The organism is Pseudomonas khavaziana, assembly GCF_019145205.1.
Lineage (GTDB): Bacteria > Pseudomonadota > Gammaproteobacteria > Pseudomonadales > Pseudomonadaceae > Aquipseudomonas > Aquipseudomonas khavaziana.
This window is the reverse complement of sequence record NZ_JAHSTT010000003.1, coordinates 369,130-389,531: the sequence shown is the minus strand read 5'-3', so window position 1 is coordinate 389,531 and position 20,402 is coordinate 369,130. Positions and strand designations below refer to the sequence as shown.

Genomic DNA, 20,402 nt, shown 5'->3' with positions numbered 1-20,402 from the left:
AGATGCCACTCGGTAGTGGCACCCATGAGGATAAAAAGATGGCAACGACCACCCTTGGGGTCAAACTCGACGACCCGACCCGCGAACGCCTTAAGGCCGCCGCGACCTCCATTGATCGCACGCCGCACTGGTTGATCAAGCAGGCGATTTTCAATTACCTGGAGAAACTCGAGGGTGGTGCAACCCTGTCCGAGCTCAATGGCTCGGGCCTCAAGGACGCTGAAGACGCAGGTGAAATCCAGGCCGATCACGCCCACCAGTGCTTCCTGGAGTTCGCCGAAAGCATCCTGCCGCAATCCGTACTGCGCGCCTCGATCACCGCCGCATACCGCCGCCCGGAGCCGGAAGTGGTGCCGATGCTGATCGAGCAGGCGCGCCTGCCGGTCGAAATGGCCGAAGCCACCAACAAGCTGGCCGCCTCGATTGCCGAAAAACTGCGCAATCAGAAGAGCGCCGGTGGCCGCGCCGGTATCGTCCAGGGCCTGCTGCAGGAATTTTCCCTGTCGTCCCAGGAAGGCGTGGCGCTGATGTGCCTGGCCGAAGCGTTGTTGCGCATCCCGGACAAAGGCACCCGTGACGCGCTGATCCGCGACAAGATCAGCACCGGCAACTGGCACCCACATTTGGGCAACAGCCCGTCGCTGTTCGTCAACGCCGCTACCTGGGGCCTGCTGCTGACCGGCAAATTGGTCGCCACCCATAACGAGGCAGGCTTGACCTCGTCCCTGAGCCGCATCATCGGCAAAAGCGGCGAGCCGATGATCCGCAAGGGCGTCGACATGGCCATGCGCCTGATGGGCGAGCAGTTCGTCACCGGCGAAACCATCGCCGAAGCCCTGGCCAACGCGAGCAAGTTCGAAGCCAAAGGCTTCCGTTACTCCTACGACATGCTCGGTGAAGCCGCGCTCACCGAACACGATGCCCAGAAGTACCTGGCCTCGTATGAACAAGCCATTCACTCCATCGGCAAAGCCTCCCATGGCCGTGGGATCTATGAGGGCCCGGGCATCTCCATCAAGCTTTCCGCCCTGCACCCGCGCTACAGCCGTGCACAGTACGAGCGTGTGATGGACGAGCTGTACCCACGCCTGCTGTCGCTGACCCTGCTGGCCAAGCAATACGACATCGGCCTGAACATCGACGCCGAAGAAGCCGACCGCCTGGAGCTGTCCCTGGACCTGCTCGAGCGCCTGTGCTTCGAGCCGCAACTGACCGGCTGGAACGGCATCGGTTTTGTGATCCAGGCTTACCAGAAGCGTTGCCCGTATGTGATCGACTACGTCATCGACCTGGCCCGCCGCAGCCGCCATCGCCTGATGATCCGCCTGGTAAAAGGCGCGTACTGGGACAGCGAAATCAAGCGCGCCCAGGTCGAGGGCCTGGAAGGCTACCCGGTGTACACCCGCAAGGTTTACACCGACGTTTCCTACATTGCCTGTGCACGCAAACTGCTGTCGGTGCCGGAAGCCATCTACCCGCAGTTCGCCACGCACAACGCCCACACCCTGTCGGCCATCTACCATATCGCCGGCCAGAACTATTACCCCGGCCAGTACGAGTTCCAATGCCTGCACGGCATGGGTGAACCGTTGTACGAGCAAGTGGTAGGCAAGATCTCCGAAGGCAAGCTGAACCGTCCGTGCCGTGTGTACGCACCGGTCGGCACCCACGAAACGCTGCTGGCCTACCTGGTACGCCGCCTGCTGGAAAATGGCGCCAATACCTCGTTCGTCAACCGTATCGCTGACCAATCCATCTCGATCCAGGAGCTGGTGGCCGATCCAGTGGCCAGCATCGAGCAGATGGCGACGCTGGAAGGCGGCTTCGGCTTGCCGCACCCGCGTATCCCGCTGCCGCGTGACCTGTATGGCAGCGACCGCGCCAACTCGGCCGGTATCGATTTGGCCAACGAACACCGCCTGGCGTCGCTGTCCTGCGCCCTGCTGGCGACCGCGCACAACAACTGGAAAGCCGTGCCGATGCTCGGTTGCGCCTCCAGCCAGGAAGCGGCACAGCCAGTGCTGAACCCCTCCGACCTGCGTGATGTGGTCGGCCATGTACAGGAAGCCACCGTCGAAGACGTCGACAACGCGATCCAGTGCGCCATCAGCGCCGCGCCGATCTGGCAGGCCACCCCGCCCGCCGAACGCGCCGCGATCCTGGAGCGTGCCGCCGACCTGATGGAAGGCGAGATCCAGCCGCTGATGGGCCTGCTGGCCCGTGAAGCCGGCAAAACCTTCGCCAATGCCATCGCCGAAGTGCGTGAAGCCGTGGACTTCCTGCGTTACTACGCGGTGCAGGCGCGCAACGATTTCACCAATGATGCCCATCGCCCACTGGGCCCGGTGGTATGCATCAGCCCGTGGAACTTCCCGCTGGCGATCTTCAGCGGCCAGGTTGCCGCAGCATTGGCCGCCGGTAACCCGGTCTTGGCCAAGCCCGCCGAACAAACCCCGCTGGTTGCCGCCCAAGCCGTGCGCATCCTGCTCGAAGCCGGTATTCCGGAAGGCGTGCTGCAACTGCTGCCGGGCCAGGGCGAAAGCGTCGGTGCCCGCCTGGTGGGTGATGATCGCGTCAAAGGCGTGATGTTCACCGGTTCCACCGAGGTTGCGCGCTTGCTGCAACGCAATGTCGCCGGGCGCCTGGACGCCCAGGGTCGCCCTATCCCGCTGATCGCCGAAACCGGTGGCCAGAACGCAATGATCGTTGACTCGTCGGCACTCACTGAACAGGTGGTGATCGACGTGGTGTCCTCGGCTTTCGACAGCGCCGGCCAACGTTGCTCGGCCCTGCGCGTGTTGTGCCTGCAGGAAGATTCGGCAGACCGCGTGATCGAAATGCTCAAGGGCGCCATGGCTGAATGCCGCCTGGGCAACCCTGAGCGCCTGTCGGTGGACATCGGCCCGGTGATCGACGCCGAAGCCAAGGCCGGCATCGAGAAACACATCCAGGCCATGCGTGACAAAGGCCGCACCGTGTACCAGGTGGCGATTGCCGACGGCGAAGAGATCAAGCGCGGCACCTTCGTCACGCCCACCCTGATCGAGCTGGAAAGCTTCGACGAGCTGCAACGGGAAATCTTCGGCCCGGTGCTGCACGTGGTGCGCTACAAGCGCAAAGAGATCGACCAGCTGATCGGTCAGATCAACGCGTCGGGCTACGGCCTGACCCTGGGCGTGCACACCCGCATCGACGAAACCATCGCCAAGGTGATCGACAACGTCAATGCCGGTAACGTTTACGTCAACCGCAACATTGTGGGTGCCGTGGTCGGCGTGCAGCCGTTCGGTGGTGAAGGCCTGTCGGGCACTGGCCCGAAAGCCGGTGGCCCGCTGTACCTGTACCGCCTGCTGTCGACTCGTCCTACCGATGCGATCGAGCAATCCTTCGTACGCGGCGACAAGTTGGCTGCACCCGATGTGCGCCTGCGCGATGCCATGAGCCAAGCGCTGACCTCCCTGAAAACCTGGGCCGACAGCAACAAGTTCAGTGAGCTGAGCGCGCTGTGCACTCAGTTCGCCGCACAGTCCCAGAGCGGTATCACCCGCCAACTGGCCGGCCCGACAGGCGAGCGCAACAGCTATGCCATCCTGCCGCGCGAGCACGTGCTGTGCCTGGCTGAAGTGGAAGGCGACTTGCTCACTCAACTGGCGGCGGTGTTGGCTGTAGGCGGTTCGGCGGTATGGCCGGAAACCGAGCTGACCAAGGCGTTGTTCGCACGCCTGCCGAAGGATATTCAGGCGAAGATCAAGCGCGTGGCCGACTGGACCAAGGACGACGTGGTGTTCGACGCCGTTCTGCACCACGGCGATTCCGACCAATTGCGTGCGGTATGCCAGCAAGTGGCGCAGCGTGGTGGGGCGATTGTTGGGGTGCATGGTATGTCTCAGGGTGAGACGGCCATCGCCTTGGAGCGTTTGGTGATCGAGCGGGCGTTGAGCGTCAACACCGCAGCGGCAGGCGGTAACGCCAGCCTGATGACTATCGGTTAAACACTGTGGGAGGGGGCTTGCTCCCGATAGCGGAGTGTCAGTCAGCACATTGGACACTGACACACCGCTATCGGGAGCAAGCCCCCACATTGACTGCACTTCAATTACCTGCCTGCGTTTTGCCCTTCCATCACCCAGATCAATCTTGCTATCCAGCCTATATTCACGCGCTTAGACTCAGGCCAATTCCTCCAAAGGTAAGCCGCCATGTCCGAGTCGCTGCTCAGTTCCCGCAATCTGGCTTTCGAGCTGTATGAAGTCCTCGATGCCGAGGGCCTGACCCAGCGCGAGCGGTTTGCCGAGCACAATCGCGAAACCTTCGATGCAGCCATCAGCACCGCGCGCAACATCGCCGAAAAGCACTTCGCCCCCCACAACCGCAAGAACGATGAAAACGAACCGCGCTATGAAGACGGCCAGGCCATCCTGATTCCGGAGGTCAAACCCGCCGTAGATGCCTTCCTGGAAGCCGGTTTCCTCAACGCCGCACGCAGTTTCGAAGCCGGTGGCATGCAACTGCCGACACTGTTGTCCCAGGCGTGCTTCGCCCACTTCCAATCGGCCAACGCCGCATCGACCTCCTACCCATTCCTGACCATGGGCGCCGCCAACCTGATCGAAAGCTTCGGCACCGAAGAGCAGAAACAACGCTTCCTGCAACCGATGATCGACGGGCGTTTCTTCGGCACCATGGCCCTGACCGAGCCCCATGCTGGTTCATCCCTGTCGGATATTCGTACCCGCGCTGAACCTGCGGCTGACGGCAGTTATCGGCTCAAGGGCAACAAGATCTTCATTTCCGGCGGCGACCACTCGCTGTCGGAAAACATCGTGCATATGGTGTTGGCCAAGCTGCCCGACGCCCCTGCTGGCGTGAAAGGTATTTCGCTGTTTATCGTGCCTAAGTTCCTGGTCAACGATGACGGCAGCCTGGGCGCTCGCAACGATGTGCTGCTGGCCGGGCTGTTCCACAAGATGGGCTGGCGGGGCACCACGTCCACCGCGCTTAACTTCGGTGATCACGGCAACTGTGTTGGCTATCTGGTGGGCAAGCCGCACCAGGGCCTGAGCTATATGTTCCAGATGATGAACGAGGCGCGCATCGGCGTGGGCATGGGCGCAGTGATGCTCGGTTACGCCGGCTACCTGTACTCCCTGGACTATGCTCGCGAACGCCCCCAGGGCCGCCTGCCGGACAGCAAGGACCCGGGCACCGCACCGGTGTCGATCATCCAGCATGCCGACATCAAGCGCATGCTGCTGACCCAGAAAGCCTATGTGGAAGGCGCCTTTGACCTCGGCCTGTACGCGGCGCGACTGTTCGACGACACCACCACCCTGCCCGCCGACGCCGAGCGCAAGCAAGCCCACGAACTGCTCGACCTGCTCACGCCTATCGTCAAATCCTGGCCGTCGGAGTTTTGCCTCAAGGCCAACGAACTGGCGATCCAGATCCTTGGCGGGCACGGTTACACCCGCGAATACCCGGTGGAGCAGTACTACCGCGACAACCGCTTGAACCCGATCCACGAAGGCACCCACGGTATCCAGTCCCTGGACTTGCTCGGGCGCAAATTGGCCCAGAACGGTGGAGCCGGTTTGAAACAATTGATCCGCTTGATCGCCGAGACCGGTACACGGGCGCAGCAGTACCCGTCACTTACTGCACTACGGGAGCCATTGGAGCAACTGGTTAATCGACTGCAAAGCGTCACCATTGGCCTGCTGACCGATCTCGCCCAGGGCAAGGTCACCAGCAGCCTGGCGAACTCGGCACTGTACTTGAAGGTGTTCGGGCATACGGTGATCGGCTGGCGCTGGCTGGAACAGGCGATCCGCGCCGAAGAAGGGCTGGCCAAAGGCAATGCGGCCGATGCAGCCTTCTATAAGGGCAAGCTCCAGGCCGCCCGGTACTTCCTGACTTGGGAAGTACCAGGCTGCCATCATGAACTGGCGATTCTGGAGGCACGCGACGATACGTGCCTGGGAATGCAAGACGACTGGTTCTAGGGCTGCCCGATCACCTTGGAAATCACATCGACCGTGGCGCTGACTTGCTCTTGGTAACGGTCGAGTTCCTGCTGGTGCGCCTGCTGCATTTCGATCTGCTCGGCACACAGGTTCAGCGCGGCCAATACCAATAATTTGTCACCGATCAGGGTCGGGTACTTTTTCTTGGTAACCGCCAGGGAAGCCTTGAGCATGGTCACGGCATGCATCAGGGTCTGATCTTCGCCGGCCGGTGCCTTGATCGAGTAATCCTCACCGAGAATCGAAACGACCTTTATCCCCTCATTCATGCGCTGACAGGCCCTGCGCTCACACGCTCAACCAGTGCCTGGATGCGAGCGGCGGTGGCGCCGTGCTTTTCTTCCTGCTCCATCAGGTTCAGTTGCAGGCTGTCGTTTTCATCCTTGGCACGGGCCAGTTCGGCCTTGAGGGATTCGTTGCTGCCCAGCAACTCTTGATTCTGTTGTACGAGGTCGCTGACCAGTTGTTCCAATTGACTGAGGGATGCTTCTAACATTTTGATTTCTCGGGCATTTAAAAAGGGCGGTGACGATAAAGAAAATTCACCTCGGATGCCAGGGTTATCCCCGGCGTGCAGCCCGATTATTCAGGGGTCGGGCCGCACTTTCGAGCCTTAGTGACTGCATTTACCCGATCTGGTTCCTGAATCCGTCCAACCCCTCGTCAGGTGCGACAAAAACGCGCAGCCCTTTAAGACTTTAGTCGCATGGCCGATAGCGGATGCACACCTCGTCTCACGGCCGCATGGATCGCGCTTTCCCCCAGGATTCCAGCATGTCACTTCGTAATATGAATATCGCTCCGAGGGCCTTCCTCGGCTTCGCGTTTATTGGCGCCCTGATGTTGTTGCTCGGTGTGTTCGCGCTCAACCAGATGAGCAAGATTCGCGCAGCCACCGAAGACATCACCTCGGCCAGCGTGCCCAGCATTCGTGCCCTTGACGAGTTCACCCAGCTGACCCTGCGCTTGCGCGTGTTGTCGTACCGTTTGCTGACCAACCGCGAGCCTGATGTTCAGCAAAAAACCCTGGAAGCCTTCGATGTGCGCAACCAGCAGATCCATACCGCCCAGGGCGTCTACGAGAAACTGATCGAAAGCAGCGAAGAGCGTTCTACCTACAATGAGTACGTGCGCCTGCTGGGCCAGTATCACCAGATTGAAGAGCGCATGAAGAGCCTGTCGCGCGCCAACCAGACTGACGAGTTGCGCACCCTGCTTAACACCGAGCTGCTGAACAACTCCGAGCAAGTCAACGCGGTGCTCAACCGCTTGCTGGAAATCAACAATACGATGGCCAATGACACCAACCAGCAAGCCAAGGACCAATACGACCTGGCTTTTAACCTGGTAGTGGGCCTGCTGGTGGTTGCCACGGCGCTGACAGTACTGTTTGCCTGGTTGCTGACCCGCAGCATCACCCTGCCCATCGCCCGCGCCCTTGAAGCGGCGGAAGAAGTCGCCGAAGGCAACCTGACGCGTCCGATTACCGTGGACGGTAACGACGAAGCCGGCCGCCTGCTGGCCGCCATGGCCAAGATGCAAAACAAGCTGCGCGATACCCTGCAGCGCATCGCCGGCTCCGCCACGCAACTGGCCTCCGCTGCCGAGGAACTGAACGCCGTCACTGACGAAAGCGCCCGTGGCCTGACCCAGCAAAACAATGAAATCGAACAAGCCGCCACCGCCGTCAACGAGATGACCAGCGCCGTGGAAGAAGTTGCCCGCAATGCGGTCAGCACGTCCGAGGCCTCGCGCAACGCCACCACCTCCGCCGGTGACGGTCGTGACCTGGTGCAGGAAACCGTCAGTGCCATCGAACGCATGAGCGCCGATGTACAAGCCACCGCCTCCTTGATCGGCGACCTGGCCAATGAATCGCGGGATATCGGCAAGGTGCTCGACGTGATTCGCGGCCTGGCCGACCAGACCAACCTGCTGGCCCTGAACGCGGCAATTGAAGCCGCACGGGCCGGGGAAGCCGGGCGCGGTTTCGCCGTAGTGGCCGATGAAGTGCGGGCCCTGGCCCACCGCACCCAGCAGTCCACCAGCGAGATCGAGCGCATGATCGGCAGCATCCAGACGGGTACCGAGCATGCGGTGGATTCGATGCGCAACAGCACCGAGCGGGCCGAATCGACGCTGAACATCGCCAAAGGCGCGGGCATGTCGCTGGATACCATCAACACCGCGATTGTCGAGATCAACGAGCGCAACCTCGTCATCGCCAGCGCGGCGGAAGAACAGGCCCAGGTGGCGCGGGAAGTGGATCGCAACCTGGTGAACATTCGTGATCTGTCGGTGCAATCCGCTACGGGCGCCGGCCAGACCAGCGCCGCGAGCAGTGAATTGTCACGCCTGGCAGTGGACCTGAACGGGATGGTAGGCCGCTTCCGTCTCTAACTGACTGCACTCTTTAAAATGCTTTGAATGTGGGAGGGGCGGTGCGACGACTCGACTTGCTCCCGATTGCGGTATATCAGTCAACATATCTGTGGCTGACCCACCGCTATCGGGGGCAAGCCCCCTTCGCACATTTGCTTTTGCGCAAATCAGAAAAAGCTTTTTGACAGCGCAGCAATTCAACAGGTTAGAATCCCTGGCACGCAGACTGCATGGTCAGTTTGCGCCCCGTCTTCCCTGCTCTGGAGTACTGCCTTTGAATGCGACGACCATCAACAGCCTGTTCTTGATCGGCGCGTTGCTGGTGAGTGCGAGCATTCTGGTGAGCTCCCTTTCGTCCCGTCTGGGTATCCCGATCCTGGTGATCATCCTGGCCGTGGGCATGACCGCCGGCGTCGATGGCGGCGGCATCATTTTCGATAACTACCCGACTGCCTACCTGGTGGGCAACCTTGCCCTGGCTGTGATCCTGCTCGACGGCGGTTTGCGCACCCGGGTGGCAAGTTTCCGCGTGGCACTGTGGCCAGCCTTGTCCCTGGCCACGGTGGGGGTGTTGATTACCACCGGTCTCACGGGCATGGCCGCGGCCTGGCTGTTCGACCTCAATATCATCCAGGGCTTGCTGATTGGCGCCATCGTCGGCTCCACGGACGCCGCAGCGGTGTTCTCGCTGCTGGGCGGCAAGGGTCTCAACGAACGGGTCAGCGCCAGCCTGGAAATCGAATCCGGCAGCAACGACCCGATGGCTGTGTTTCTCACCGTCACTCTGATCGACATGCTCGCCAGCGGCCAGACCGGCCTGCACTGGAGCTTGCTGACGCACCTTATCCGCGAATTCGGCATCGGTGGCCTGGTAGGCCTGGGCGGCGGCTGGCTGATGCTGCAGCTGGTCAACCGTATCAACCTGGCCAACGGCCTCTACCCGATCCTGGTGATTGCCGGCGGCCTGTTCGTCTTCGCCTTGACCAACGCCCTGCACGGCAGCGGCTTTCTCGCCGTGTACCTGTGCGGCCTGGTGATCGGCAACCGCCCGGTGCGCAGCCGCCATGGCATTTTGCACATGCTCGATGGCATGGCCTGGCTGGCGCAGATCGGCATGTTCCTGGTGCTGGGCCTTTTGGTCACACCCCATGACCTGCTGCCCATCGCCTTGCCGGCCCTGGGCCTGGCGCTGTGGATGATCCTGTTTGCGCGGCCGTTGTCGGTGATGGTCGGCCTGTTACCGTTCAAGGCCTTCCACGGTCGCGAAAAAGCCTTTATCGCCTGGGTCGGCCTGCGCGGCGCGGTGCCGATCATTCTCGCGGTGTTCCCGCTGATGGCCGGCCTGCCCCATGCACAGCTGTACTTCAACCTGGCGTTCTTTATCGTATTGGTCTCGCTGCTGGTGCAGGGCACCAGCCTGCCGTGGGTGGCCAAGTTGCTCAAAGTCACCGTACCGCCGGACCCGGCGCCGATTTCTCGCGCAGCCTTGGAAGTGCACGTCACCAGCGAGTGGGAGCTGTTCGTCTACCGCCTGGGCGCGGAGAAGTGGTGCATCGGTGCAGCCCTGCGCGAGCTGAAAATGCCCGAAGGCACGCGCATCGCCGCGCTGTTCCGGGGCCAGCAACTGCTCCATCCGTCGGGTAGTACGGTGCTTGAAGTCGACGATCTGCTCTGTGTAATCGGCCATGAACACAACCTGCCGGCCCTGGGCAAACTGTTCAGCCAGGCACCGCAGCGCGGCCTCGATCTGCGCTTCTTCGGCGACTTCGTGCTCGAAGGCGACGCCCAGCTGGGCGCGGTTTCAGCCCTGTACGGGCTCAAGCTGGAGGGTATCGACCCAGACATGCCATTGAGCCGCTTCATTACCCAGAAGGTCGGCGGCGCACCGGTGGTGGGCGACCAGGTGGAATGGAACAACACCATCTGGACCGTCGCGGTCATGGACGGGAACAAGATTGGCAAAGTCGGCGTCAGATTCCCCGAAGGAAGTCGCCCGGGCCCCGGACTCTTCCTCTAAACTGCGGGCAATAACGCCCCGATTCTTCACCTTGCAAGACCGGTCTCTATGCCAACCCTGCGCACTTTTCTCGCCACTGCCCTGCTGGGCCTGACCCTTTGTGTCGGCAGCGTACACGCCGCCGATCCGCCCAGCGCCGACGCCATCCAGCAAAACCTGGATAAACTGCCCGATCGCAAGCTGCCCGACGCCGACATGAAGGCGTTGCAGGCGATCCTGCAGCAGACCCTGACCTACCTGGGCAACAAGCAGGATTACGAACAGCGCCTGGCCGACCTCAAGCGCCAGCTGGAAGAGGCACCGCGCCAGACCACCGAGAACCAGCGTGAGCTGACCCGACTCAAGGCCACCAAGGTCATCCCGGTGGCCCAACGCTACGCCACCCTGCCGGTGCCGCAGCTCGAGCAATTGCTGGTACAACGCAGCACCCAGCAAGGCGACCTGCAAAAAGAGCTGGCCGAGGCCAACAGCCTGACCATCGCTGCCCAGACCCGCCCCGAGCGCGCCCAAACCGAAATCAGCAGCAGCCAGACGCGCATCCAGCAGATCAACGCCACGCTCAAGCTCGGCAAAGACAACGGCAAGGCCCTCAGTGGCGACCAGCGCAACCAGCTGAACGCCGAGCTGGCGGCCCTGAATGCACTGATCCCACTGCGTCGCCAGGAATTGGCCGGCAACAGCCAGCTGCAAGACCTCGGCAACAGCCAGCATGACCTGATCCAGGAAAAAACCCTGCGCCTGGAACAGGAAATCCAGGACCTGCAAACCCTGATCAACCAGAAACGCCTGGCCCAGTCCCAGCAAACCGTGACCCAACAGTCCATCGAAGCGCAGAAAGCCGGCGGCAGTAGCATCCTTGCCAAGGAAAGCGCAGATAACCTCAAGCTCTCCGACTACCTGCTCAAGAGCACCGACCGTCTCAATGACCTGACCCAGAAGAACCTGCAGACCAAGCAGCAACTGGACACGGTCAACCAAAGCGATTCGGCCCTGGACGAGCAGATCAACGTGCTCAAGGGCAGCCTGCTGCTGTCCAAGATTCTGTATAAACAGAAACAGGCCCTGCCACGCCTTACCGTGGACCGCGACCTGGCCGACGATATCGCCAACATTCGCCTGTACCAGTTCGAGGTCAATCAGCAGCGCGAATTGATCAGCTCCCCCAGCGCCTATGTGGATAAGCTGCTGGCCGACCAGCCGCCGGACGAGGTCACCCCACAACTGCGTCGCACCTTGCTGGAGCTGGCCATCACCCGCAGTGACTTGCTCGAACGCCTGGGCCGCGAGCTGAGTGCACTGCTTAACGAATCCATCACCCTGCAACTGAACCAGAAACAACTGCTCAGCACCGCCACGACCCTGCGCGCCACGCTTGATGAGCAAATGTTCTGGATCCCGAGCAACAAGCCGCTGGACACCGAATGGCTGGAAACTGTGCCGGCGCACCTGAGCAAGCAAGTCGCCACCCTACCCTGGGCGTCCAGTGTCAGCGAACTGTATGACGGCCTGACCCAGCGCCCGTTGCTGTTCCTGCCGCTGCTGCTGTTGATCGGCGCGCTGTTGTGGCGGCGCAAGGCGTTATATCAGCGCCTCAACAAGGTCCATCTGGACATCGGTCACTTCAAGCGTGACAGCCAGTGGCATACGCCGCAGGCGATCCTGATCAATATTCTGCTGGCAATGCCGGTATCCCTTGGCCTGGCGCTGTGCGGCTATGCCCTGCAGATCGATGCCCGCGGGCAAAACGCCAACCTGGGTTCGGCCCTGCTGCAGATCGCCCAGGCGTGGCTGGTGTTCTACACCGCCTACCGGATTCTGGCACCGGGCGGCGTAGCCGAACTGCACTTTCGCTGGGAAAAGCCCCAGGTCGAGTTCCTGCAAGGCTGGGTGCGCAAGCTCGGCCTGGTGGTATTGGCCTTGGTGGCCGTGGTTGCGATTGCCGAGCACCAGCCGGCGGCACTGGCCGAAGACGTGCTGGGCATCGCCGTGGTGCTCACCTGCTATGCGCTGATGGCATGGTTGCTGAGCCGCCTGCTGCTCAACAGCCCAACCCACGAAAAAGCCTCGCTGTTTCGCAAGGCCATCGGGCTGCTGTTCACCGCCCTGCCGGTGGCGCTGTTTATTGCCGTGTGCTTTGGCTACTACTACACCGCACTGAAACTCAGCGACAGGCTGATCAACACCCTGTACTTGCTGATGCTCTGGCTGGTGATCGAGGCCACCTTTGTACGTTGGCTGAGCGTCGCCGCCCGGCGCCTGGCCTACGCCCGGGCGCTGGCTAAACGCCAGGCCGCCAAGGACGCCGGTGAAGGCGAGGCCGTGGTGGAAGAGCCAATACTGGATATCGAAAAGGTCAATGAACAATCCTTGCGCCTGATCCGCCTGGCCCTGCTCGGCGGCTTTATCGCGGCGTTGTACTGGGTGTGGTCGGACCTGATCTCGGTATTTTCCTACCTGGATAACGTCACCCTGTACGAATACACCAGCGGTACCGGTGCGAATATCAGCATGGTGCCCATCAGCATCGGTGACCTGCTCGGTGCTTCGATCATCATCGGCATCACCTTCGCCCTGGCACGCAACCTGCCCGGCCTGCTGGAAGTGCTGGTGCTGTCCAAGCTGGACCTGGCCCAGGGCAGCGCCTACGCCACCACCACCTTGCTGTCCTACATCATTGCCGGCGTGGGCTTTGTGACCACGCTCTCTACCCTCGGTGTGAGCTGGGACAAGTTGCAATGGCTGGTGGCCGCGCTGTCGGTGGGCCTCGGTTTCGGCATGCAGGAGATCTTCGCCAACTTCATCTCCGGCATCATGATCCTGTTCGAACGCCCGGTACGCATCGGTGACACCATCACCATCGGCAACCTGTCGGGGACGGTGAGCAAGATCCGCATTCGCGCCACCACCATCACCGACTTCGACAACAAGGACATCATTGTCCCGAACAAGACCTTCATTACCGGACAACTGATCAACTGGTCGCTGACAGACACCATCACTCGGGTGACCCTCAAACTCGGGGTGGACTACGGCTCGGACCTGGACCTGGTGAAGGAATTGTTACTGAAGGCCGCACGGGAAAACCCACGGGTACTGAAAGAGCCCGAACCCCATGTGTACTTCCTGAACTTCGGCGAAAGCACCCTGGACCACGAACTGCGCATGCACGTACGCGACCTCGGCGATCGCAACCCGGTGCTGGATGAGGTCAACCGCTTTATCAACCGTGAGTTCAAGAAACAGCACATCAACATCTCGTTCAGGCAAATGGAGATCTACCTGAAAAACCTCCACGGTCAGGAGTACAAACTGGTGCCGGCCGACGATGAGCGCAAGACCATTGCCGAGCCCCTCGATAAGCCCGACGCACCGGAGCCACCCGCGGGCAAAGTGGTGGATGCGCCGGAGCCGCCACCGAGCAAACTCGACTAAACGCCCTATCCCCAGCAGAATGCTCGGACATTCTGCTGGAGATGGCCGGTGAAAGCCCTCGACGAACTGACCTTCGACAACCGCTTCGCACGCCTGGGCGACGCGTTCTCAACCCACGTATTGCCAGAGCCGCTGGACGAACCGCGCCTGGTAGTAGCAAGCAAGGCCGCCATGGCCCTGCTGGACCTCGACCCGGCCGTGGCCGAAACATCGGTATTTGCCGAACTGTTTGGCGGCCACAAGCTGTGGGCCGAGGCAGAACCGCGGGCGATGGTCTATTCCGGGCATCAGTTCGGCGGCTACACCCCACAATTGGGCGACGGCCGCGGGCTGCTGCTGGGCGAGGTGTACAACCAGGCCGGCGAGCATTGGGACCTGCACCTCAAGGGCGCCGGGATGACGCCTTATTCACGCATGGGCGACGGGCGTGCGGTGTTGCGCTCTTCGATTCGTGAATTCCTCGCCTCCGAAGCCCTGCATGCGCTGGGCATCCCCAGCAGCCGCGCCCTGTGCGTGATCGGCTCGAGCACCCCGGTATGGCGTGAAAAACAGGAACGCGGCGCCATGGTTCTGCGCCTGGCCCAGAGCCATATCCGCTTCGGGCATTTCGAATACTTCTACTACACCAAGAAACCCGAACAGCAGGCCGAGCTGGCCGAGCACGTGCTGAACCTGCACTACCCCGAATGCCGCGAGCAGCCTGAGCCGTACCTGGCGATGTTCCGCGAAATCGTCGAGCGCAATGCCGAGATGATCGCCAAATGGCAGGCGTATGGCTTTTGCCACGGGGTGATGAACACCGACAACATGTCGATCCTGGGCATCACCTTCGACTTCGGGCCGTTTGCGTTCCTTGACGACTTTGATGCGCACTTCATCTGCAACCATTCCGATCATGAGGGCCGTTACTCATTCAGTAACCAGGTGCCGATCGGGCAGTGGAACCTCAGCGCGCTGGCCCAGGCGCTTACGCCGTTTATCAGCGTTGACGCCTTGAAAGAAGCGCTTGGCCTGTACTTGCCGTTCTACCAGGCCCACTACCTGGACCTGATGCGCCGCCGGCTGGGGCTGATCACCGCCGAAGACGATGACCAGAAGCTGGTGGAGGGCTTGCTCAAGCTGATGCAGAACAGTGGCGTGGACTACACGCTGTTCTTCCGGCGCCTGGGCGATGAGTCCGCGGAGCTTGCAGTGAAGCGGTTGCGCGATGACTTTGTCGACCTGGCCGGGTTCGATGCCTGGGCCGAGCTATACAAAGCTCGTGTTGCGCGAGATGGGGATGACAGCCAGGAACAGCGCCGTGAGCGCATGCATGCGGTGAACCCGCTGTACATCCTGCGCAACTACCTGGCCCAAAACGCCATCGCCGCCGCCGAGGCGGGGGACTACAGCGAAGTGCGACGGCTGCATGAGGTGCTTTCCAAGCCGTTTGAGGAACAAGCGGGGATGGAGCAATACGCGCAGCGGCCGCCGGATTGGGGCAAGCATTTGGAGATTAGTTGTTCGTCTTGACCTCTTAGATAAAGGTCTCCACAGACACCCCAAAACGCTCGGCCAGCCAACGAATCTGGCGCACGTTGAGCTGGCGTTTTCCGCTCAATACCTCAGAGACGACTGATTGCGCCCCAACCCCCGGAAGGTCGCTCTGGGTGAGGTTGTGCTCGCGCATCATGTAGCGCAGCACATCGACCCCGCTGGCGACGGGCATTGGGCGATGCTCGCGATCATAAGCTTCGATCCAGTCGCTCAGAATATCGACCAGGCTCATCAGTGGGCTGTCCTCGTCTTCACCCACCATGCTCAACAACTCATCCAAACCGCACACCAGTGCGTCGTAGTCTGCCTCGTTTTCCGGCTTGCGCAGCACAGGTGAAACGAATTGCCAGTGCTCTGCCGCCACTCGCATAAGTGCGCTCATCTGATTTTTTCCTTCCATTTGTCCTTCTCATAATCGCGATGGTCAAGCAGGTGCTTGATGTAAACGCGCTGCATTCGATACTGCACCGATGCGATCAACCTCAGCTTGTTACCGCCAATATCAAACACATGAAATTCACCTACCCTGTCCGTGGCGGGAAACATGGCTTTCATCGCAGCGAAGTCCCTGGGGGCGTTGCGCTTGATCACGCGATACCACTGATCCAGGGCCGTTGCCGAGCGCGGCCATTTTCCCTTTGCTTCCCAGATCCTGCTTTCACTGATGACTCGCATGCAACGTCCTTATCGCATCTTGCTATGAAGGTTAAGCCTGAATTCGAACTATCGCAATTTGCTATAGCCGCAAACAGACCGGTGGCGCACAGCAAAAAGCCTAGCCACGCGAATCATCCCGGAGCGGGCGAAAATGTGAGCGAATAAGTCGCTGTATCTAACCTTGATAAACCCCACTCCCGGCACCAAATACACCTATTGGCCAGACTCCAGGAGCCTCCGATGTCCGAACCACTTGTAATCCCCTGCCCCCATTGCAACGGTCTCAACCGCATCCCAGGCGAACGCCTGGGTGATGCGCCCAAGTGCGGGCGTTGCAAGCAGCCGGTGTTGTTGAACAAGCCCTTTGAATTGAAACAAGGCGACTACACCAGCCAGATCAAGGGCGACCTGCCGCTCTTGGTCGATGTGTGGGCCGACTGGTGCGGGCCGTGCAAGTCGTTTGCGCCGGTATTCGAGCAGGCCGCCGGACAGCTTGAAGGCAAGTGCCGGTTGGCGAAGCTGGACAGTGAGGCTAATCAGCAGCTGTCGGCGCAGTTGGGGATTCGTTCGATTCCCAGTTTGATTCTGTTCAAGAACGGCCGCGAAGTGGCGCGCCAGAGTGGGGCATTCCCGTTGCCGCAGTTGATGAGCTGGTTGCGTAGCCAGGGCGTATAACCACCCCTTCAGAACACCGCTGGACAGTGTGGGAGGGGGCTTGCTCCCGATAGCAGTGGGCCAGTCAACTTATCAGGTGACTGATACATTGCCATCGGGAGCAAGCCCCCTCCCACATTTTTGAACGTGTTTCAGCTTTGGGGCAGTGGGGCTTCGCGGTCCATCATCTGGGCGACCAGCATGACGCCCAGTTCGCTTAATTGGTGAATGGCCAGAGCCACGTCGCGGTGTTCGCCAGTGAGGTCGTTGGACAAGTTGAGTAATAGCGTGCGCCCGGAGGAGAAGGTTTCGTAGCTGTTGAGCACGAGCGCTTCGGTGGGGAGGTTGGGTGTAACGGTATAAAGGTTAACCATGGATCGTCTCCGAGTAGAGGAGCCGCAACCTGCCGCTACTAAACGGAGGGTGGCAGCTGTACGCAGGTTAGTAGACCGGGGAGACGCAACCGGCGCGCTCGAAAGCGCCCTCCGTACAGCCACCATCAAATCCAGGAAGATCCTGATGACGATTTGCCGTACGTCTCACCACGGGCTACTAAACCCGATCACTGAACATTCAGCGACCGGCAAACCTTAGAGACGCCCATCCAGACGCACAAGCCGGTGGATTCTGGCGTAGCTGTAGGCAAGGTTACAAGGCACAAGCCCCAATGCCAGACTGGTCCTACAGCCTCTGTGGGACGATTCATTGGAATACCATCCAAATGTGGGAGGGGGCTTGCTCCCGATAGCGGCTGGTCAGCGACAGATAAGCTGGCTGGCACACCGCCATCGGGAGCAAGCCCCCTCCCACATTGGATCTGTGTGGCACTTGAGATCAGGCGTTTTCCAGGAGGTTGTGCAATTGCACAAACTGCTGGGTCAGCTTGTGCCGTGGATCGAGGTGGATCAGCGGCTTGCTCTCCTGGTGCGACTCACGCATACGCACCGAGCTGGCCAGGTACACCGGCAGCACCGGCAAACCTTCGGCAATCAGTTCATCCAGGATCTGCTGCGGCAGGCTCGCCCGGGCCTGAAACTGGTTGACCACAATGCCTTCCACTTCCAGGCCTTCATTATGGTCGTCCTTGAGCTCTTCGATTTCCGCCAGCAGGCCATACAGTGCCTGGCGCGAAAAGCTGTCGCAATCGAAGGGAATCAACACACGATCAGCGGCAATCAGCGCCGAAACCGCATAGAAGTTCAGCGCGGGTGGGGTATCGAGATAAATCCGGTCGTAATCCTCGCTCAACTCATCCAGCAGCTTTCGCAACTTGTTGATCTTGTGCTTGGCTTCGAGCTTGGGCTGCAGGTCTGCCAGCTCGGCGGTGGCGGTGATCACGTGCAGGTTGTCGAACGGCGTTTCGTAGATATCCACCTTGTTCTTCTTCGAAAACGGCCCGGAAGACAGGGTTTGCTTGAAAAAGTCGGCGATCCCCATGGGAATATCGTCGCCGGTCAAGCCGGTGAGATACTGGGTCGAGTTGGCTTGCGCATCGAGGTCCACCAACAGGGTCCGGTAACCTTCGCTGGCGCTGACGGCCGCCAGGTTGCAGGCGATGCTGGACTTGCCAACGCCGCCCTTCTGATTGAACACCACACGCCGCATGGAAAAACCTCCGTGTATCAATGAATGCCCGAGTGTAGAGCGCAAAAGCGCCTGTTAGCTACCTCCTTCATCCATGTGTAGCTGCATAACACCACGAGCGCGGCATCTGTCTCACAAATGAATAGGAAGGCTCCGACAATCCCGCTCGTTCATGGATCCCCGACAATCTGTAAATTCTTCCAACTTATTTGTGATCAACAGTGAACAAATTTTCACCAATATTTGCTAGAACCCCACGGCACCGGGATAATGCGCGCCATTCGGCCATCGCTGCCTGTCCCGGTATTCGGGGCTACCGGCCGCACATGGAAGCCCGCAGGGGCGGGATAACTTCTCAGTGATCAACTTCAACATCGCCCAATGGCGCGCCTGGGCTCCTGGCCTGGAGACTGCGGACGACTGGCACGCCTGGTGCCGGGCCCCGGTGTTGCTGCCTGTCAGTGAAGCCTCGCCGGATGTGTCATTTTTGCCAGCGATGCAACGCCGCCGCCTCAGCCGCCTGGCGCGCATGGCCTTCAGTGTGGGCTGGCCATTGGCCGAGGGCTTGCAGGATTTGCCCCTGGTGTTTATCTCCCGGCACGGCGAAACCCCGCGCACTTTCGATATTCTGACCGACCTGGCCAACGACCAGCCGCTGTCGCCGACCCAGTTCAGCCTGTCGGTGCACAACGCAGTGATCGGCCTGTGGTCGATCCTGCGCAATGAAACCACTGAAATGACCGCCCTCGCCGCCGCAGGCGATGGCCTGGAGCATGGCCTGCTCGAAGCCGCCGCACTGCTCAATGAAGGGGCCCCGGCGGTGCTGCTGGTGATCACCGAAGAACAGCCGCCCGAAGCCTACGCCGGTTGGATCGATGACGTGCCATTCCCTTATGCCCTCGGCCTGTTGCTGACCCCGGGCGACGAGTGGCAGCTGGAACTCACCACCGGCACTGTCCAACCCTCCACCATCGCCCAGTGGCCCCACGCCCTGAACCTGCTGCGCACCCTGTTGACCGAACAGGGTGCCTGCCAACATGCCTGGAAGAACCGCGTATGGAACTGGCAACGCAAGCCCTGACCGACAAGCCCCGGGACGCCTACTACTGGCGCCTGTTCGCCACCGCCGCGAGTTTTTTCGTGTTCGGCGTGGGCGGGCTGTGCCTGCGTTTGCTGGTGTTTCCGCTGCTCAGTTGTCTGCCGGGCGACGCCACGCAGCACCAGCGGCGCGCACGCCACACCATCAGTTGCCTGTTCTGGTTCTTTATCCGCTTGATGAAATCCCTGGGCATCCTCACGTTCAGCGTCGAGGGCGCCGACAAGCTTGGGCGCCCCGGGCAAATGATCGTCGCCAACCACCCGTCGCTGATCGACGTGGTGTTCCTGATCGGCCTGATGCGCCAGACCAACTGCGTGGTCAAGCAGAGCCTGTTCCAGAACCCGTTCACCCGCGGCCCGGTGCGCGATGCCGGCTATATCAGCAACGACGGCAGCGCCGACATGCTCGACGCGGCTGCCGACGCCCTGCGCGCCGGCCAGACCCTGATCATCTTTCCCGAAGGCACCCGCACCACGCCCGGCGCGGCGCCTGCCTTTCATCGCGGTGGCGCAGCCATTGCCCTGCGCGGTGCGACAATCATCACCCCGGTGGTGATCAAGGTCAGCCCCACCACCCTGACCAAGGCCGAACCCTGGTATCGCATTCCCAAACGTCGATTCCACTTCAGTTTGCGCGTTGGGGCCGATATAGAGCCACAAGCGTTTGCCGCGCTCGGCCCCGCGCCCCAGGCTTCACGCAAGCTCAACGATTACTTGCATCACTATTTCATTAAGGAGCTCGCCGAAGATGAGCGACCAACACCGCCTTGAGCACGACATAAAAGAGCTGATCATCGAGGCCCTGGGCCTGGAAGACATCAGCGCCGACGATATCGGCAGCGACCAGACCCTGTTCGGCGAAGGCCTGGGACTGGACTCGGTCGACGCCCTGGAATTGGGCCTGGCGATCCAGAAAACCTACGGCATCAAGATCGATGCCGACGCCAAGGACACCCGCAATCATTTCACCAACGTGGCCAGCCTTGCGGCGTTCGTCACGGCCCGACAGGCAGCTTGAG

General features: G+C 60.9%; 16 protein-coding genes and 1 pseudogene. 11 read left to right on the top strand and 6 right to left on the bottom strand.

The genetic code is table 11. The features are described from left to right. Positions 1-38: 38 nt before the first annotated feature. The gene (putA, locus tag KVH01_RS09805; protein WP_217881293.1) at positions 39-3,992 is read left to right on the top strand and encodes a trifunctional transcriptional regulator/proline dehydrogenase/L-glutamate gamma-semialdehyde dehydrogenase; all 3,954 of its coding nucleotides are present in this window, start codon (positions 39-41) and stop codon (positions 3,990-3,992) included. 207 nt (positions 3,993-4,199) lie between these two features. After that, positions 4,200-6,002, top strand: a complete 1,803-nt coding sequence (locus KVH01_RS09800; protein ID WP_217881292.1) for an acyl-CoA dehydrogenase — start codon at positions 4,200-4,202, stop codon at positions 6,000-6,002. Here the strand turns inward: KVH01_RS09800 and KVH01_RS09795 are convergent. Continuing rightward, positions 5,999-6,292, bottom strand: coding sequence for a cell division protein ZapA (locus tag KVH01_RS09795; RefSeq protein WP_043047201.1), 294 nt, complete (start codon positions 6,290-6,292; stop codon positions 5,999-6,001). The genes KVH01_RS09800 and KVH01_RS09795 overlap by 4 nt on opposite strands. Further along, positions 6,289-6,519 carry a hypothetical protein gene (locus KVH01_RS09790; RefSeq protein ID WP_003187970.1) on the bottom strand — a complete coding sequence of 77 codons (231 nt, stop codon included), beginning with the start codon at positions 6,517-6,519 and terminating at the stop codon, positions 6,289-6,291. The genes KVH01_RS09795 and KVH01_RS09790 overlap by 4 nt, the downstream gene beginning before the upstream one ends. Before the next feature lie 224 nt (positions 6,520-6,743). Between KVH01_RS09790 and KVH01_RS30560 the strand changes: the two are divergent. From KVH01_RS30560 to selO, 5 genes and pseudogenes are all read left to right on the top strand, one after another. Next, positions 6,744-7,520, top strand: a pseudogene (locus KVH01_RS30560) (MCP four helix bundle domain-containing protein); the annotation flags it as partial. A gap of 30 nt (positions 7,521-7,550) precedes the next feature. Continuing rightward, positions 7,551-8,423, top strand: coding sequence for a methyl-accepting chemotaxis protein (locus tag KVH01_RS30555; protein WP_404822041.1), 873 nt, complete (start codon positions 7,551-7,553; stop codon positions 8,421-8,423). Positions 8,424-8,679: 256 nt separating this feature from the next. Beyond that, on the top strand, positions 8,680-10,422 hold the full coding sequence (locus KVH01_RS09780; RefSeq protein WP_005784108.1) for a potassium/proton antiporter: 1,743 nt from the start codon (positions 8,680-8,682) through the stop codon (positions 10,420-10,422). Positions 10,423-10,470: 48 nt separating this feature from the next. After that, positions 10,471-13,854, top strand: coding sequence for a mechanosensitive channel MscK (mscK, locus tag KVH01_RS09775; protein ID WP_217881291.1), 3,384 nt, complete (start codon positions 10,471-10,473; stop codon positions 13,852-13,854). 48 nt (positions 13,855-13,902) lie between these two features. Further along, on the top strand, positions 13,903-15,366 hold the full coding sequence (selO, locus tag KVH01_RS09770) for a protein adenylyltransferase SelO (protein WP_217881290.1): 1,464 nt from the start codon (positions 13,903-13,905) through the stop codon (positions 15,364-15,366). Between the two features lie 4 nt (positions 15,367-15,370). Here the strand turns inward: selO and KVH01_RS09765 are convergent, their stop codons facing one another. Together KVH01_RS09765 and KVH01_RS09760 are read right to left on the bottom strand one after the other, a co-directional pair. After that, a complete protein-coding gene (locus KVH01_RS09765; RefSeq protein WP_217881289.1) occupies positions 15,371-15,772 on the bottom strand; it encodes a helix-turn-helix domain-containing protein in 402 nt (133 codons plus the stop codon). Further along, positions 15,769-16,065, bottom strand: a complete 297-nt coding sequence (locus KVH01_RS09760; RefSeq protein ID WP_217881288.1) for a type II toxin-antitoxin system HigB family toxin — start codon at positions 16,063-16,065, stop codon at positions 15,769-15,771. Before KVH01_RS09760 ends, KVH01_RS09765 begins: the two co-directional genes overlap by 4 nt. A 222-nt stretch (positions 16,066-16,287) precedes the next feature. Here KVH01_RS09760 and trxC point away from each other — a divergent pair, with 222 nt between their 5' ends. After that, a complete protein-coding gene (gene trxC / locus KVH01_RS09755) occupies positions 16,288-16,722 on the top strand; it encodes a thioredoxin TrxC (RefSeq protein ID WP_043047207.1) in 435 nt (144 codons plus the stop codon). 131 nt (positions 16,723-16,853) lie between these two features. On the opposite strand, the gene KVH01_RS09750 is transcribed toward trxC, so the two are convergent. Further along, the gene (locus tag KVH01_RS09750; RefSeq protein WP_217881287.1) at positions 16,854-17,075 is read right to left on the bottom strand and encodes a DUF6124 family protein; all 222 of its coding nucleotides are present in this window, start codon (positions 17,073-17,075) and stop codon (positions 16,854-16,856) included. Positions 17,076-17,535: 460 nt separating this feature from the next. Next, the gene (locus tag KVH01_RS09745) at positions 17,536-18,306 is read right to left on the bottom strand and encodes a ParA family protein (protein ID WP_043047209.1); all 771 of its coding nucleotides are present in this window, start codon (positions 18,304-18,306) and stop codon (positions 17,536-17,538) included. A 337-nt stretch (positions 18,307-18,643) separates the two neighbouring features. Here KVH01_RS09745 and KVH01_RS09740 point away from each other — a divergent pair, with 337 nt between their 5' ends. Genes KVH01_RS09740 through KVH01_RS09730 form a run of 3 tightly spaced genes read left to right on the top strand, consistent with a single transcriptional unit; the run spans position 18,644 to position 20,401 of the window. Further along, positions 18,644-19,366 carry a beta-ketoacyl synthase chain length factor gene (locus KVH01_RS09740; RefSeq protein ID WP_043047210.1) on the top strand — a complete coding sequence of 241 codons (723 nt, stop codon included), beginning with the start codon at positions 18,644-18,646 and terminating at the stop codon, positions 19,364-19,366. Then, positions 19,342-20,154, top strand: coding sequence for a lysophospholipid acyltransferase family protein (locus KVH01_RS09735; protein WP_217881286.1), 813 nt, complete (start codon positions 19,342-19,344; stop codon positions 20,152-20,154). The genes KVH01_RS09740 and KVH01_RS09735 overlap by 25 nt, the downstream gene beginning before the upstream one ends. Then, positions 20,132-20,401, top strand: coding sequence for a phosphopantetheine-binding protein (locus KVH01_RS09730; protein ID WP_217881285.1), 270 nt, complete (start codon positions 20,132-20,134; stop codon positions 20,399-20,401). Before KVH01_RS09735 ends, KVH01_RS09730 begins: the two co-directional genes overlap by 23 nt. Position 20,402: the final 1 nt, after the last annotated feature.